This is a genomic window from Streptomyces sp. NBC_00569 (genome assembly GCF_036345255.1).
Lineage (GTDB): Bacteria > Actinomycetota > Actinomycetes > Streptomycetales > Streptomycetaceae > Streptomyces.
Genome location: NZ_CP107783.1, coordinates 502667 through 517605 on the forward strand (window position 1 = coordinate 502667; position 14939 = coordinate 517605).

General features: G+C 69.4%; 15 protein-coding genes and 1 pseudogene. All 16 read right to left on the bottom strand.

What is annotated here, in order from left to right:
- Window positions 1-8 precede the first annotated feature (8 nt).
- A complete protein-coding gene (locus OHO83_RS02325) occupies window positions 9-551 on the bottom strand; it encodes a hydrogenase maturation protease (protein ID WP_266679433.1) in 543 nt (180 codons plus the stop codon).
- Entirely contained in the window at window positions 548-1987 is a 1440-nt protein-coding gene (locus OHO83_RS02330; RefSeq protein WP_266679431.1) for a hypothetical protein, read from the bottom strand. The genes OHO83_RS02325 and OHO83_RS02330 overlap by 4 nt, the downstream gene beginning before the upstream one ends.
- The gene (locus OHO83_RS02335; protein ID WP_266679429.1) at window positions 1984-2649 is read right to left on the bottom strand and encodes a DUF6084 family protein; all 666 of its coding nucleotides are present in this window, start codon (window positions 2647-2649) and stop codon (window positions 1984-1986) included. Before OHO83_RS02335 ends, OHO83_RS02330 begins: the two co-directional genes overlap by 4 nt.
- The gene (locus OHO83_RS02340) at window positions 2646-3299 is read right to left on the bottom strand and encodes a DUF5947 family protein (RefSeq protein ID WP_266679427.1); all 654 of its coding nucleotides are present in this window, start codon (window positions 3297-3299) and stop codon (window positions 2646-2648) included. The genes OHO83_RS02335 and OHO83_RS02340 overlap by 4 nt, the downstream gene beginning before the upstream one ends.
- A complete protein-coding gene (locus OHO83_RS02345; RefSeq protein WP_330278525.1) occupies window positions 3296-3892 on the bottom strand; it encodes a hypothetical protein in 597 nt (198 codons plus the stop codon). Before OHO83_RS02345 ends, OHO83_RS02340 begins: the two co-directional genes overlap by 4 nt.
- Window positions 3889-5667: a nickel-dependent hydrogenase large subunit gene (locus OHO83_RS02350; protein WP_116504454.1), complete on the bottom strand. Its 1779-nt coding sequence runs from the start codon at window positions 5665-5667 to the stop codon at window positions 3889-3891. Before OHO83_RS02350 ends, OHO83_RS02345 begins: the two co-directional genes overlap by 4 nt.
- 91 nt (window positions 5668-5758) lie before the next feature.
- A complete protein-coding gene (locus tag OHO83_RS02355) occupies window positions 5759-6847 on the bottom strand; it encodes a hydrogenase expression protein HypE (RefSeq protein ID WP_266679422.1) in 1089 nt (362 codons plus the stop codon).
- A gap of 127 nt (window positions 6848-6974) precedes the next feature.
- Window positions 6975-8720: a hydrogenase maturation protein gene (locus tag OHO83_RS02360; RefSeq protein WP_266679420.1), complete on the bottom strand. Its 1746-nt coding sequence runs from the start codon at window positions 8718-8720 to the stop codon at window positions 6975-6977.
- 384 nt (window positions 8721-9104) lie between these two features.
- Complete coding sequence (locus tag OHO83_RS02365) at window positions 9105-9572, bottom strand: SRPBCC family protein (protein WP_266679418.1); 468 nt, start codon at window positions 9570-9572, stop codon at window positions 9105-9107.
- Between the two features lie 27 nt (window positions 9573-9599).
- Entirely contained in the window at window positions 9600-9962 is a 363-nt protein-coding gene (locus OHO83_RS02370; RefSeq protein ID WP_266679416.1) for a hypothetical protein, read from the bottom strand.
- Entirely contained in the window at window positions 9959-10285 is a 327-nt protein-coding gene (locus tag OHO83_RS02375) for a Zn-ribbon domain-containing OB-fold protein (protein ID WP_266679414.1), read from the bottom strand. Before OHO83_RS02375 ends, OHO83_RS02370 begins: the two co-directional genes overlap by 4 nt.
- Before the next feature lie 39 nt (window positions 10286-10324).
- Window positions 10325-10447 carry a hypothetical protein gene (locus OHO83_RS02380; protein WP_266679412.1) on the bottom strand — a complete coding sequence of 41 codons (123 nt, stop codon included), beginning with the start codon at window positions 10445-10447 and terminating at the stop codon, window positions 10325-10327.
- A gap of 8 nt (window positions 10448-10455) precedes the next feature.
- The gene (locus OHO83_RS02385; RefSeq protein WP_266679410.1) at window positions 10456-11613 is read right to left on the bottom strand and encodes an acyl-CoA dehydrogenase family protein; all 1158 of its coding nucleotides are present in this window, start codon (window positions 11611-11613) and stop codon (window positions 10456-10458) included.
- 63 nt (window positions 11614-11676) lie between these two features.
- A pseudogene (locus tag OHO83_RS02390) lies at window positions 11677-12847 on the bottom strand (thiolase family protein).
- A 57-nt stretch (window positions 12848-12904) separates the two neighbouring features.
- Window positions 12905-13663, bottom strand: a complete 759-nt coding sequence (locus tag OHO83_RS02395) for a 3-hydroxyacyl-CoA dehydrogenase (RefSeq protein WP_266679408.1) — start codon at window positions 13661-13663, stop codon at window positions 12905-12907.
- 103 nt (window positions 13664-13766) lie between these two features.
- Window positions 13767-14921 carry an acyl-CoA dehydrogenase family protein gene (locus OHO83_RS02400; protein WP_266679406.1) on the bottom strand — a complete coding sequence of 385 codons (1155 nt, stop codon included), beginning with the start codon at window positions 14919-14921 and terminating at the stop codon, window positions 13767-13769.
- Between the last annotated feature and the right edge of the window lie 18 nt (window positions 14922-14939).

Consider the following 14939-nt stretch of genomic DNA (forward strand, 5'->3'; position numbering starts at 1 on the left):
ACCTCTCCTCACTTACCGGCCTCACGGGCGGCGGTCCCGAGCACGGGCGCCGGGCTCTCCTGGACGATCTGCTGGATCACACGTACGGCTTCGGGAACTGCGGCGGCCACCGGGGCGCTCAGACCGATGCCCTCCTCCAGCGAGGCGGGCTCGCAGCCAACCACCACGGTGCGGCCTGGAGGTGTCCCGCCCGTCCCGGAGCAGAGGGTCTCCAGCAGGGCCAGGACCGCGTCCGGTGACATGTGGTGGCCGTCGAGCACGGGTCCTTGCGGCGCGATGTCACCGGGCGAGTCGACTTCGATGCGGTAGAGCGTTCCCGGGTCACCGCCGCGGGCCGTGGCGTCGACGAGGACGAGCGTGTCGTATCCGTCGAGCAGTTGGTACGCGAGGTGCACACCCCGTACGCCGATGTCCACGACCTCGACGTGCGCGGGAAGTCGGTGTGTGGCGAGTACGCGCACCGTCTCGACGCCGAATCCGTCGTCGCCGAGAAAGATGTTCCCCACGCCGGCGACGAGCGTGCGGGCGCCGGTCCTGCGGTCCTCGGTCACTCGTCCTCCACCAGTGGTGCGACCTCGTCGGGCTGGAAGTACAGGAATCGGCCCTGCTCACGACGGATGTCGGCGCCGGGGTCGCCGTCGACGGTCACCGCCAGATGCACACCCCCGTCGACGTCGTGCAACACGGCCTCGACGAGCGCGGTGCGTCCGTGCAGGAACAGGTCCTGGGCGTCGGTGCGGCGCCGTCCCGCGCGCAGGATCACCCGGCTTCCGGCACTCACCGGCCGGCCGTCGACGAGGATCTCGTCGCGGGCCGGGTCCAGGCCCGCGTCACCCTCCGGATCCCACCAGGGGGTCTCGGGCATGACGACATGCGGCTGACCCGGTTCGACGAGAAGGTCCGCTTCGCCGGTCGCGGTCGGGGCGGAGCCTGTCACCTCCCGGAGGGACCGCACCGCGCCGTGCAGGCGTTCCAGCACCTCGGGGGGCATGGACTCGGCCAGGTCGATCACGGCGGCGGCCTTCGGGTCCGTGCCGCGGGCCTCACGCTTCTCCTGTTCGGTGAGGGCTGCGGTACGCAGGGCCAGGATCTCGTCGATCTCGGTGGCGTCGTACAGCGCTCCGGGACTTTCGGGGGCGACGGCCGGGTGGTCCTCCAGGATGATCGGCGAGGACAGCACCAGGTCCGCACGTCCCGGCTCGCCGGCGAGGACCGGCCAGGTGTGCAGGTTGCGGCACGAAGCGACAGCGCCTTTGGCCCATTCCGGAGGGTCGGTCATGGAGAGGAACGAGCCTGCGCCCAGACACAGCAACAGGTGCGTGGCGACGAGCGAGTGCGGGAGCGCGGCGTCACGGTCGCCCTTGCCTTCGGCCGGGGACCAAGTGCTGGTGTTCTCCACCACGGCGGTCAGCCGGGAGACGCGGTAGGGACCGTCGACTTCGCGCGTGGAGAGACGTACGACGCCGCTCACCTCTTCACACCGGCGGACCAGTCTTCCCACCAGCCGGCCCTCGGCGTCGTGAACCAGTTCGGTCTCCTCGCGCGCGGGGCGGGTGAAGGGGACAGTGATTCCGTCGCCGGCGAGTTCGGCCACGGTGACGGTCACCTCGACGCGTTCCTCCACGCCCTCGTCCCAGGGAACCAGCACACGGTCGGGGAGCGACAGTTCGGACGCGTCCTCGAACGAGCCGTCCTGGCGGGCCTGTTGCACCGTGCGGCGCTGAGGGTGCAGGAAGCGCACCTCGACCGACAAGGTGGTGCCCGTCCTGGGCTCCATCAGACACTCGGTGTGCTGGAAGTCGTGCTCGTCGCAGTCCGCGCCCCAGGCCGGCGGGACCAGCACGCCGAACTGCCAGCGCAGCCGGTTCTTCGCCGCCGACGCCCGGTACGGATACAGCACGTAGCCCTCGAACAGCACCGCGTCGGCCACCGCGCGGGCGACGGCGAACCGTGACTCGGTCTCCTGGCTGAACACGGCTGTCGTCACGGCGCCAACCTCTCACTCGTCCGGGGCAGAGCGTCCGCGGCTGCGGATTCCAGAAGGGTGCGCACCGTCGCCTCCCAGGAGGACAGCGCCCGCCGCGAACGGAACTCCAGCAGGTCCTCCATGGTGTCGCGGGGCAGCCTCACCCAGCCGGCACCCGGGAAGTGCTGGTCGATCATCTCCTGCCACACCGTGACCGGCATGAGGTACGGGGCCTCGCGGTCCCAGGGCACGGGTTCGACGTGGAAGCCTCCGTCCCCCGTGAACGCGGTCCCGGAGAAGAGCATGAGGAGCGGCACGTCGCCACTCGACAGGGCGTTGAAGTAGCGGGTGGAGGCGACGTCCATGTCGTACGTGCAGGGCACGGCCAGGTCAACCTCCGTCTGCCCGGTGAAACTGGGGACCATGAGGGAGATCTGTGCGAACTGCAACGGCTGGAGGGTGCTGCCCCAGCGGGCTCGCCGGCCGAAGAGGTCATGCAGTCCGTCGGCCTCTTCGGCGTCGTAGCCGCGTCGGGCCGGTTCGATGCGCATCTGGCAGCGCAGGGCGAGCGCGTGCACGCGTGTCTGCTCGGAAGCGTCGATGCGCAGCCGGAAGACCAGGGTGGGGCCTGCGGCGTACTGGTCGGCGCGGACGCCGACGCAGGAGAACGAGAACTCCGTCATCGGCGGCGCGCCTCCTCCGGTGTTACGGCCCGCTGCGCGATGTGGTCGAAGAACGCGGTCAGATCGGCGCGGGCCTCCGCCCCGCCGTCGAATCCCTGCCACAACATGCGCATCCGTCCGACGAGTTCGTAGCAGATGTCGACCGGCACGAGATAGCACTCGGTCCGATCCTCGACCCGGCGCAGAAGCAGAGCTTCCACGTCGGGTTCGAGCAGTTCGGCGAGGCGGCTGTTCCCGAGCGCGCTCTGCCAGGTGGACGGGTCGAGTTCGCTCTCGGTGGCGCCGGCCGGGCTGGGGTAGAGCGCGACCAGTCTGTCCAGCGAGGCGTTGCGGAAGAAGAACGCGACGCTGACCGGGATCTGCAGAAGCTCCCAGACTCCTTGGTCGAGTCCGTGGTCCGGGTCTGTCAGATAGCGGTCCGGGACGGTGCGGAACCGCCCGCCACCCGCGCCGCTCTGCTCGAAGAGCATGGCGCACGGCGTGCAGGCGCAGGCGAGGGCGCGGTTCTCGGTGTCGACCATGTGCCGGTGGTTGCCGTCGTCGATCGGCGCTCCGCACAGCTCGCACACCTCGGGCCGGGACATGCGCGGCGCGGTGAACCGCCGCAGCCCCGATGCAGGCGGACTCGTCCGCGTGTGGGGCGTGCTCATGGTGTCTTCGGCGAGGCGGGTGCGTTGCCGATTGCACCGGAGGGCGGCCGTGAGATCTGCAGCAGAGGGGGTTCTTGCGAGGATTCCGCCCCCTCGATCTCGACCGTCGTCACTTCCGGCGCGAAGCAGGAGAGGGCAGCCTCCACCTCCTGCCGTCCGGCTGCCGCGGTGCTCGCGCAGCCGCAGCCCGAGCTCTCCGCGGAGCGCAGGTGCAACGTGCCGGTGGCTTCGTCGAAGCTCAGAAACTCGACCGGATGGCTGGGCACGCTGCCCAAGGCACGGGCGATGCGGGCGGAGGTGTCCTCCGGGTGCAGGTCGTGCAGGACCAGCAGGCTGGTGACCAGGGCGTCGTCGAGCAGCGCGGCGAACGGGTCACCCTTGGCCCTGGGGGCTTCGAGCAGCGAGACCATGCGGGCCAGGCCTGTGCCGTAGTAGTCCATCAGTACGCGCACGAGTTCCTCGGCCGCACCGGCGGCTTCGGAGTCGCCCTGGGCGGTCAGGTGGTCGATGATCTCTTCGACCCGCCGGCCGGCCTCCTCCGCGTTCGCCGCCGTTGTGCCGGGCGGCCGGGCCGTGGTGGTGGACGCGCTCATCCGGCCAGGCCGCTCAGTCCGGTCGGCACGTGCATCTTCTGCACGGTCTTGCCGCCACCGACGTACATGTGGACACCGCAGGGCAGACAGGGGTCGAAGCTGCGCACCGCCCGCATGATGTCGATACCCTTGAAGTTCTCCGGGGTGTTCTCCTCGAAGATCGGTGTGTTCTGCACGGCGTCCTCGTACGGGCCCGGGGTCCCGTAGGTGTCCCGCACGCTGGCGTTCCACGGAGTCGGCGGATAGGGATGGTAGTTGGCGATCTTTCCGTCGCGGATCACCATGTGATGGGACAGGACTCCGCGTACGGCCTCGGTGAAGCCGACGCCCAGGCCCTCGTCCGGCACCTCGAACTTCTCCCAGGTCTGGGTGCGCCCGGCGCGGACCTCCGCCAGGCCCTTCTCGGCGCAGTGCAGCGCGATGGCGGCGGCGTAGGCCTGGAAGTAGGTGCGGGCCCGGTTGCGCTCCAGCGCGTTGCTCCACTTCGGGATCTTCCACTCGAAGCGTGTCTCGGGCTTGGTCATCGTGCGGGGCAGGGTGATGACGACGCTGTTGCCGGTGGCTTTGACGTAGTCGGTGTCGACGAGTCCCGACAGCGCGGTCGACCACAGGCGGGCGATGGGGCCACCGCCGGTGTCGAGCGCCAGGTAGTCCTTGCCGTCGAACCAGCGAGGCGACATGACCCAGCTGTAGTTGCCCTCGAAGTCGCGCTTCTGGGGCGCCGGGATCGTGTGCTGGTTCCAGGGGTGGCGCGGGTCGACCGGATTGCCGAGCGGGTCGTGGGTGACGAACTGTTCCTTGCCCTGCCAGTCCTCGTAGTACGAACTGCCGAGCAGGATACGGATGCCCAGGTTGATCTCGGTGAGGTCGTTGGTGACGAGTTTGCCGTCCACGATGATGCCCGGGGTGACGAACATCTTCCGTCCCCAGTCGGTCATGTTGGCGTACGTGAAGTCGCAGTACTCGGGGTCGTTGAGCGCGCCCCAGCAGCCGAGCAGTACGCGGCGGCGGCCCACTTCCTCGTACCCGGGCAGGGCCTCGTAGAAGAAGTCGAACAGGTCGTCGTGCAGGGGCACTACGCGCTTCATGAACTCCACGTACCGCATGAGGCGGCTCATGTAGTCGGTGAAGAGCTGGACGGACGCGATGGTGCCGACGCCGCCCGGGTAGAGGGTGGAGGGGTGCACATGGCGGCCCTCCATCAGGCAGAACATCTCGCGCGTGTAGCGGCTGACCTGGAGGGCCTCGCGGTAGAACTCGCCCTCGATCGGGTTGAGCGAGCGCATGATGTCGGCGATGGTGCGGTAGCCGTGCTCGGCCGCGTGCGGTGCCTCGGTGCGCTCCGCGAGTTCCAGAACGCCGGGATTGGTCTCGCGGACCATCTTCTCGCAGTAGTCGACCCCGACCAGGTTCTCCTGGAAGATGTTGTGGTCGAACATGTACTCGGCGGACTCTCCGAGGTTGATGATCCACTCGGCGAGGTGCGGCGGCTTCACTCCGTACGCCATGTTCTGCGCGTACACCGAGCAGGTGGCGTGGTTGTCGCCGCAGATGCCGCAGATGCGGCTGGTGATGAAGTGCGCGTCACGGGGGTCCTTGCCCCGCATGAAGACGCTGTAGCCGCGGAAGACCGACGACGTGCTGTAGCACTCCGCCACCCGCTTCTGCTTGAAGTCGATCTTGGTGTGGATGCCCAGGCTGCCCACGATCCGGGTGATCGGATCCCAGGACATCTCCACCAGGCCGTTGCTGTCGGTCTTCGTCTTCGATGCCATCTTCTGTGCAGCGCCCTTCGTCAAGTCTTCGTACGGGAGGTCGGATCACCTGGGACGGCCACCCCGAAGGCGCGCCGTGCGGTACATGCGCTCACCACGGCGGCCGGTATCCGGTCGTCAGCTCTTCGCCGCGTTGACGCCACTTCGGCTCCTTGTCCACGGTCTTGGCCGTGATGGAGCGGAGCTTTCGGATCACCGATCCGTATGCGCCGCTCGCCGTGCTCGACAGCTTGCCGCCGGGCGGCTCGTCCATGAACGGCATGAACTTGTCGGGGAAGCCGGGCATGGTGCAGGCGATGCAGATGCCGCCGACGTTCGGACAGCCGCCGATGCCGTTCATCCAGCCACGCTTGGGCACGTTGCACTTGACGACGGGGCCCCAGCAGCCGAGTTTGACCAGGCACTTGGGCGAGTCGTAGGTCGTGGCGAACTGGCCCTGCTCGTAGTAGCCGGCCCGGTCGCACCCCTCGTGGACGGTGGCCCCGAACAGCCAGGTCGGACGGAGCTTGTCGTCCAGCGGAATCATCGGAGCCGACCCTGCCGCCTGGTAGAGCAGGTAGGTCAGGGTCTCGGAGAAGTTGTCCGGCTGGATCGGGCATCCCGGTACGCACACGATCGGGATGCCCGCCTGGGACTTCCAGTCCCACCCGAGGTAGTCGGGAACGCCCATGGCACCGGTCGGGTTGCCCGCCATCGCGTGGATACCGCCGTATGTGGCGCATGTCCCGATGGCGACGACGGCGAGCGCCTTGGGCGCGAGCCGGTCGATCCACTCGCTCGTCGTGATCGGCTGCCCCGTCTCGGGATCGTCGCCGAACCCGCACCAGTAACCCTCGGGCTTGATGCCTTCGTTGGGGATGGACCCCTCGACGACCAGCACGAACGGATCGATCTCGCCGCGCTCCCCCTTGAAGAACCACTCGATGAAGGTGTCGGCGCCACCTACCGGTCCGCATTCGAAGTCGATCAGCGGCCAGTGGACGGCGATCTTCGGCAGGCCGGGAAGCACGCCTTGCACGATCTCCTCGATGCTCGGCTGCATGGCGGCTGTCAGAGCCACGGAGTCGCCGTCGCAGCTCAGTCCCGCGTTGATCCAGAGGATATGGATCGTCGGAGATTCTTCCTCTGTGGGCTCACCAGGCACGTCGGAATCGACCACGGTCGGCGCTGCTGCATCCATAGGGATGCCTCCTAGGGGGAGGGATACGACGAAAGGACACAAATCGGCCCCCGCATTCCTTGATAGCAGGCACCCGGGCACTGCGCGACGTGGCCGTGCGCGAGCGTGCGTGGACCACCCGGACAGGTCACCGACCCGTCGCGCCGACGCGGATCAGGTGGGACGGCGTCTTCGCGGGCGGCTGCTTGCGGACGAACGCGCGCCGCAACGCGTGGTACGGGGCGTCGGGATCCGAAAAGGTGCGGAGCATGACGGAGAGCTCCGCTTCCCGGTACAGGGACAGCGGCCTGACGGATTCGTCCCGCTCCCGCGTCTGCTTCTTCGCCGCGATGCGCTCCTGCATCCCGGAAGACTTGGCGAGCCGTACGGCCGAACGGGTCACTTCGCCCGGGAAGTCCTGCGGGCAGCACTCGACCAGCCGGTCCACCAGGCCCAGCCGCAACCCCGCCGACGCGCTCACCGGCAGCGCCTCCTGCGTCAGGTGGTCGGCCGCCTCGGCGCCCACGCGGCGCGGCAGCGTGTAGGTCCAGTACTCGGACCCGTACAGCCCCATCAGACGGTAGTGCGGGTTCAGCACCACGCCCGAACGGCACCACACTTCGTCCGCGGCGAGCGCCAGCATGGCCCCGCCCGCGGCGGCGTTGCCGCCCAGGGCACTGACCACCAGCCGGTCGGTGGTGCTCAGGACGGCCTCGACAAGGTCGTCCATCGCGTTGATGTTGGCCCAGGACTCGGCGCCCGGATCGTCGGCCGCGTCGATCACGTTCAGATGGATGCCGTTGGAGAAGAAGTCCCGGGTGCCGCCGAGGACAAGCACGGTGGTGGGTCGCGAGCAGGCAGCCACGTAGGCGTCGAGCAGACGCCGGCAGTGCGATGTGCTCATGGCGCCGCCCGGGAAGGAGAAGGACAGGAAGCCGACCGCCCCCTCCTCGCGATAGCGGATGTCGGACCAGGTACGCCGGTCGCGGTCCGCGGCAGGCACGAGGGTGTCTTCGGAAAGCCCGGACAGCTCGGGAAGGACCGGCAGCTCGGGAAGCGCGGGCAGTCGGCCGGCGAGGGCCTGAACCGCCGGCAGCTTGAACGGCCTCGGCTCCCCCGGTCTGCGGCGGGGCCTCAGTTCGGGAATCCACACGGCGCCGTCCGCTGTCGCCCGGCAGATCGCGCCGGCTCTGGTGGCGAGCAGCTCCCCGGGGCGCCCCTTGAGCTCATCCTCCGGGTGACCCCCGTGCAAGTGCCACTCACCGCCCAGGAGTTCGTCCAGCACACCTGGGGACGAGTCGGCGGCGCGCAGCTTGCGCAACACGGCCTCGGTACTGTCCCGCTGCCAGCGGATGCGCCGCAGGCTCTGTGGGTAGGCGGGGCGGGTTCCCGCCGCCGCCCTGTTCCGCAACTGAGCCTGGGGCTGGGGTGCGTGGACGCCCGAGGCGAATCGGTCGACGGCCAGGAGCACCGCGGCCGACGCTGCGTCCGACACCTCGTTCCGGTACAGGTCGCTCTTCCCTACCCGAGGCACCGGGAAGCCGACCGATGCCCACACGTCGCCGGCGTCCATCTCCCCATTGGCCTGGAGCACAGTGACGCCCCAACGGTCCACGCCCGCGTTGATCGCCCAGTCGAGCGAGGAGGGGCCCCGGTCACCGACGGGGCCGGGGTGAACGATGAGGCATGTGTGCTTTCGCCAGACATCCTCGGGGATGGCCCTCTTCAGCATGGGCGCGATGACCAGCTCCGGCTCACAGGAGCCGAGTGCGTCGCGCAGTGCAGCGTCACTGGATGCGAGGTGCACGTCCAAGGTGTGGCCTCGGTCCCGCAACTCGGCGTGGACACGCTGAGTGAGGCTGTTGAACGCGCTCGCCACCAGCAGAATGTGCACGGCAACCTCCCATAGCCCCACGGCAGCGACCGGAGCGGGTCCGGCCATCCGCGATCCTCGGGCACAGGGCAGGAGCAACACCGAAGCCGGGCCGCACCGTCACTCCAAAGCGCAGGGGTTGACGACCACTCGGCGCACGTGCGAGTCATCCGGCAGCGGCGCCGGGACGGCCGACTGCTCCCGGGCCCGGCCGGAGCCGCGCCACGGATGCGCGGGCGTGGCGTCCCGGCCCCGTCGGCTTCGACCGGCCAATGCAGGAGCGCAGGAACGAAGTTGAGCGGACGGTCAAACACTTCCCGCGCCCCGCTCACGGAGACTCGAGTGCCGCCTCACCTCCAGGAACGCACCTGAAGCGGTCCTCCGCAGCCACGTGACGGCGCTGTGTCAGAAGGACCCCTCGACGTACGACGCCAGGTTGGCCAGCGAGGACGCGATCCCGGCCTCATGGGCCTCTTGGTCGATTCCGGGTGGAACGTCCGTGGCAGTGACAGTCACTTCGGTCCCGCCGCGTGTGGCGGTCAGGTGCCAGGTCATCGTCATGGTGCCCGCGTACGACGGGTCGTCCGACTCGAACACCGCGCGCTGCACCACACGCTCCGGTGGCACCAGAGCAGCAAAACCGACGTCGACGACATCCGTCGAAGCGGACGTCTTGCCCGGGTTGGCGGCGGCGTCGAGATAGGTGAGAACCATGCGAAACCCGCCACCCGGCCTGGGATCCCACCGCTCCACCCGCCCGCTCATGCCGTCCGGCGGCAGCCAGGCCTCGAGGGACTCCCGGTCGACCAGGGCGCCGTAGACGATCGCCGGTGGCGCCGCGATCGTCCGCCTTGCGCTGTCAGTCCTGGGCATGGATCCGATTCTAGGACTGAGGTCCCCTCAGCCGACGATGTCGCCGGTCGGCCGGATCGGAACAGCACACGGTGCCCCGACCGCTCTACGTGACCGCTGCCGAACCCGGGGGTGACAATGGCTGGGCGGCTTGGTGGAGTCGGCGTACACCGGGCGGATGCCCAGGTATTCGGCGACGTCCAGGGTCGGGAAGGGCAGATAGGAGGAGGCGCAGAAGAAGCCGTCGATGTCGGACTTCTTCAGGCCCGCGTCCTTGAGGGCGCGGGAGGTCGCCTGCCCCATCAGGTCGAAGTGGGTGAGCCCCGGAGCCACTTGCCCCAGGTCGGACTCGGCCACGCCGACGACGGCGACCTTCCCGCGCAGGGACTTGCCCCGCAGATCGGTGGTCATGCGCGTACCTCCAGCGGCCGGAAGACGGCCAGCGGCGCGTCGTCCTCGGTGATGACGGTGACGCCGACCCGCGAGCCGATGGCGACGTCCTCCGCGGCGACGCCCTCGACGCGGCTCATCATGCGGAACCCCTCGTCGAGGTCGATGAGCGCAACGTTGTAGGGGTCGCTGCCGCGCTTGTGCAGGACGGTCGTCGCGTAGACGGCGCCCAGGCCCGAACTCACCTGCCACGCAAGGGACTCGGAGCCGCAGTGCGGGCACAGGACGCGCGGGTAGAAGACGGCCTCGTCGGCAGTCGGCGCAGTGCTGGAAGCGCAGTTCACCCGCGGCGAGTCCGTCCGCGTAGCCCTGGGAGGGGGCGGTCATCGGCGGCCTCCGCCGTCGACGCGGTGGCGGGCCACGTGCTGCTCGGCGATGACGTCGCGCGGGATCTCGTCGGCGCGCTCGTCCTCGGAGAGCTTGGCGACGAGCGGGGTCTCGGTCATGGCCATGGCTACTTCGCGCCCTTCTGCTGAGCGTCCTTGAGCAGGGCCCGCCCGATGATGAGTTTCTGGATCTCGCTGGTGCCCTCGTAGATGCGGAACAGGCGGGCGTCGCGGAAGCAGCGCTCGACGGCGGTGCCGCGCATGTAGCCCATGCCGCCGTGGATCTGCACCGCCAGGTCGGCGGCCCTGGAGACCATCTCGGAGCAGTACAGCTTGGTGGCCGAGGGCCGGAGCCTGCGGTCCTCGCCGGAGTCGTACTTCTCGGCGGCGTCGACGACCATGGCGCGCCCGGCGAACACACCGGTCTGGATCTCGGCGAGCATCGCCTGCACGAGCTGGAACTCGCCGATGGGGCGGCCGCCCTGCTTGCTGGCGGCGGCGTACGCGACGGACTCCTCGAGGATGCGCTCGGCCATGCCGACGCACAGCGCGGCGAGGTGGATGCGGCCGCGGATGAGCGACTTCATCGCGGCGCCGAAGCCCGCGCCCTCCTGGCCTCCGACGAGGGCCGCCTCGTCCACGCGGACGTTGTCGAAGAAGACCTCGGCGGTCCAGGCACCGGCCTGGCCCGTCTTGTGGTCCTTGGGGCCGACGGTGACGCCCGGCAGGTCCGCCTCCACGAGGAAGACGGAGATGCCCTTGGTGCCGTGGTTCTCCTCGCCGGTGCGGGCGAAGACGACGAACAGGTCGGCGAGCGGAGCGTTGGTGATGAACCGCTTGGACCCGCTGATCAGGTACACGTCGCCGTCCTTGACCGCGCGCGTCGTCAGGCCGGACGGGTCGGAGCCCGCCTCGGCCTCGGTCAGCGCGAACGAGGCGACCGCGCCCTCGGCGAGCCGGGGCAGCCAGTGCCTCTGCTGCTCCTCGGTGCCCGCGTTGACGAGGACCTTGCCGGCGATGCCGTTGTTCGTGCCGAACATCGAGCGAAAGGCCGGCGTCGTATAGCCGAACTCGAAGGCCAGCTGGACGTCCTCGGAGAGCGAGGCACCGAGGCCGCCGTGGTCCTCGGGAAGCGTGTAGCCGAACAGACCCATGTCGACGGCCTTGCGCCGGACGTCCTCCGGGATCGCGTCGGTCTCCTCGATCTCGTCCTCGCGCGGTACGACGTCCTCACGCACGAGACGGCGGACCGCGTCCCGTACCGCCTTGAAGTCAGCGGCGTCCATGTCTGGTGTCCCTTCTGGTACGGGACGGGCCCATGCGGCCCGTCCCGTGGTCGAGCCGGTGGATCAGAGCAGTTCGAGGACCGTGGCGTTGGCCATGCCGCCGCCCTCGCACATCGACTGCAGGCCGTACCGGATGCCGTTGTCCTTCATGTGGTGCACGAGGGTCGTCATCAGTCGGGCACCGGAGCCGCCCAGGGGGTGGCCGAGCGCCATCGCGCCGCCGTTGGGGTTCATCCGCTCGTAGTCGGCGCCGGTCTGCCGCTGCCAGCCGAGCGAGACGGAGGCGAACGCCTCGTTGATCTCGTACGCGCCGATCTCGTCGAGGGACAGTCCCGAACGCCGGAGGACCTTGGCCGTGGCCGGGATCGGGCCCTTGAGCATCGTGATGGGGTCGACGCCGGTGACGACACCGGTGTGGAAGCGGGCTATCGGCGTCCAGCCGTTACGCTCGGCGACCTCGGAGGTGGTGATCAGAAGGGCAGCCGAGCCGTCCGAGATCTGCGAGGCGTTGCCCGCCGAGACGACTCCGTTGTCCTTGAACGGGGTCTTCAGCTGACCCAGCTTCTCCACGGTGGAACCGCGGCGTACACCCTCGTCGGTGTCGAAGAGGCGCTCGTCGCCGTCGGCGTCCGTGACGGTGAGGCGTGATCTGGCCCTTGAAGCGGCCCTCGTCGATGGCGCGGCCGGCCCGCTCGTGGGAGTCGACCGCGTGCTGGTCGAGTTCCTGGCGACTCAGCCCGAACTCGTCGGCGATCATCTCGGCGCCGATGCCCTGGTTGAACTTGTAGTGGTCGTAGCGCTCGCCGACCAGCGGCCCGTACGGGGCGCCGAACGCCCCGCCCGCGCGCGTGGAGCCCATCGGCACCCGCGACATGCTCTCGACACCACCGGCTATGGCGATGTCGTACTGCCCGGCGATGACGCCCGCGGCGGCCTGGTGCACGGCCTGCTGCGAGGAGCCGCACTGGCGGTCGATGGTCAGGCCGGGCACGGACTCGGGCCAGCCCGCGGCCAGCACCGAGTAGCGGCCGACGCCGCCGCCCTGCTCGCCGACCTGGGACACACAGCCCCAGATCACGTCGTCGACGGTCACGGGGTCGAGGCCGTTGCGCTCGGCGAGCGCCCTGAGTACATGGGCGGACAGGTCCACGGGGTGGATACCGGAGAGGGCGCCGCCAGGCTTGCCCTTGCCGACCGGGGTGCGAACGGCGTCGACGATGACTGCGTCACGCATGGTGAACTCCTGCTCGTACGAAGGAAATGACCGATGTCTCGGAGCGGACCGGGCGGTCTACTTGGGGGCCATCCGGATCGAGCCGTCGAGGCGGATGGTCTCGCCGTTCAGCATCGGGTTGGTGATGATCGCCTCGGCGAGCTGCGCGTACTCGACGGGCCGGCCGAGCCGGGCCGGGTGCGGGACCTGGGCGCCGAGCGCGTCGCGGGCGTCCTGCGGCAGACGGCCGAGCAGCGGCGTCCCGAAGAGGCCCGGGGCGATGGTCATCACGCGGATGTTCGTCCTGGCCAGGTCGCGGGCGATGGGCAGGGTCATGCCGACGATGCCGCCCTTGGACGCGGAGTACGAGCACTGGCCGATCTGCCCGTCGAAGGCCGCGACGGAGGCGGTGTTGATGATGACACCGCGGTCGCCGTCGAGCGGCTCGTTGGCGCCCATCGCCTGGGCGGCAAGGCGGATCACGTTGAAGGTGCCGATCAGGTTGACCTCGACGACCTTGCGGAACTTGTCGAGGTCGTAGGGGCCTTCCTTGCCTACGGTGCGGCCCGCGCCGCCGATGCCGGCGCAGTTGACGGTGATCCGCAGCGGGGCGAGCGCGGTGGCGGCGCCCACGGCGGCCGTGACGTCGGCCTCGCTGGTGACGTCACCGGGCACGAACGTGGCGCCGATCTCCTTGGCGACGGCCTCACCGTCGGAGGTGGCCAGGTCGAAGATGACGACTCGGGCACCGTTCGCGGCGAGGCGCTCGGCGGTCGCGCGGCCGAGTCCGGAGGCTCCGCCGGTGACGAGGGCGGACGAGCCGGCGTTGATCTGCATGGGGATTCCCTCTCCTGCTGTACGAGGTCGTGGGGTGAGAGGCCCTGTGGTGAGAGGCCCTGCTGTACGCGGTCCTGCTGTACGAGGTCCTGGCGTGCGGGGCTCAGAGGCCGAGCGACTTGGCGACGATGGTCTTCATGACCTCGCTGGTGCCGCCGTAGATGCGGGTGACGCGGGTGTCCGCGTACAGGCGGGCGATCGGGTACTCGGTGACGTAGCCGTAACCACCGTGCAGCTGAAGGCACTTGTCGATGACGCGGCCCGCAACCTCGGTGCAGAACAGCTTCGCCTTGGCGGCGTCGACGACCGACAGCTCGCCCGTGGCGTGCAGTTCCAGGGCGCGGTCGGCGAACACGCGCGCGGCCTCGGCCTCGGTGGCGCACTCGGCGAGCACGAACTTGGTGTTCTGGAAGGCCGCGACCGGCTTGCCGAAGACCGTGCGGTCCTTGACGTAGTCGGTGGCGAAGCGCAGCGCGGCCTCGGCGGCCGCCGCGCCGCCCAGCGCGATGGCCAGGCGCTCCTGGGCGAGGTTGTGGGACAGGTACGAGAAGCCCTTGCCCTCGTCCCCGAGCAGGTTCTCCACCGGAACCTTGACGTCCACGAAGGACAGCTCGGCGGTGTCGGACGCCTTCAGGCCGATCTTCTTGAGCTTGCGGCCGACGGAGAAGCCCTCGGACGCGGTCTCGACGCACAGGATGGACAGGCCGGCGCGGCGGTCCTCGGCGTCGAACGGCGTGGTCCGCGCGACGACCAGGATCAGGTCGGCGAGGGCGCCGCCGGTGATGAACGTCTTGGCGCCGTTCAGGACGTAGTGCGTGCCGTCCTCGGAGAGCGTGGCGCGGGTCTGGATGTTGGCGAGGTCCGAACCGGCGCCGGGCTCCGTCATCGCGATGGCCGTCATCAGGTCGCCGGTCGCGAAGCCGGGCAGCCAGCGCTCCTTCTGCTCCTGCGTCGCGTACGCCATGAGGTAGGGAAGGATCAGGTTGGCGTGCACCGAGTAGCTGCCGAAGGTGACGCCCGCGCGGGCGGTCTCCTCCATCACGACGGCCTGGTACTTGAAGCCCTCGCCGGCGCCGCCGAACTCCTCCGGCACCTCGATGCCGAGAACTCCCAGCTCACCGAGCCGACGGTAGAAGTCGCGCGGAGGGTGTCCCTCCTCCTCCCACTCGTGGTGGACAGGGACGACCTCCTTCTCGATGAAGTCCCGCAGCGTCGCGCGGAACGCCTCGTGGTCCTCGTTGAACACCGTACGGCGCACAGCAGCCTCTTCTCGTAC

What these genes read in the sequence shown, in the direction of transcription:
- OHO83_RS02335 (WP_266679429.1), bottom strand. Translation starts at nt 2,649, where the DNA reads ATGACGGAGTTCTCGTTCTCCTGCGTCGGCGTCCGCGCCGACCAGTAC.
- OHO83_RS02340 (WP_266679427.1), bottom strand. Translation starts at nt 3,299, where the DNA reads ATGAGCACGCCCCACACGCGGACGAGTCCGCCTGCATCGGGGCTGCGG.
- OHO83_RS02345 (WP_330278525.1), bottom strand. Translation starts at nt 3,892, where the DNA reads ATGAGCGCGTCCACCACCACGGCCCGGCCGCCCGGCACAACGGCGGCG.
- OHO83_RS02350 (WP_116504454.1), bottom strand. Translation starts at nt 5,667, where the DNA reads ATGGCATCGAAGACGAAGACCGACAGCAACGGCCTGGTGGAGATGTCC.
- OHO83_RS02355 (WP_266679422.1), bottom strand. Translation starts at nt 6,847, where the DNA reads ATGGATGCAGCAGCGCCGACCGTGGTCGATTCCGACGTGCCTGGTGAG.
- OHO83_RS02365 (WP_266679418.1), bottom strand. Translation starts at nt 9,572, where the DNA reads ATGCCCAGGACTGACAGCGCAAGGCGGACGATCGCGGCGCCACCGGCG.
- OHO83_RS02370 (WP_266679416.1), bottom strand. Translation starts at nt 9,962, where the DNA reads ATGACCACCGATCTGCGGGGCAAGTCCCTGCGCGGGAAGGTCGCCGTC.
- OHO83_RS02380 (WP_266679412.1), bottom strand. Translation starts at nt 10,447, where the DNA reads ATGACCGAGACCCCGCTCGTCGCCAAGCTCTCCGAGGACGAGCGCGCC.
- OHO83_RS02385 (WP_266679410.1), bottom strand. Translation starts at nt 11,613, where the DNA reads ATGGACGCCGCTGACTTCAAGGCGGTACGGGACGCGGTCCGCCGTCTC.
- OHO83_RS02395 (WP_266679408.1), bottom strand. Translation starts at nt 13,663, where the DNA reads ATGCAGATCAACGCCGGCTCGTCCGCCCTCGTCACCGGCGGAGCCTCC.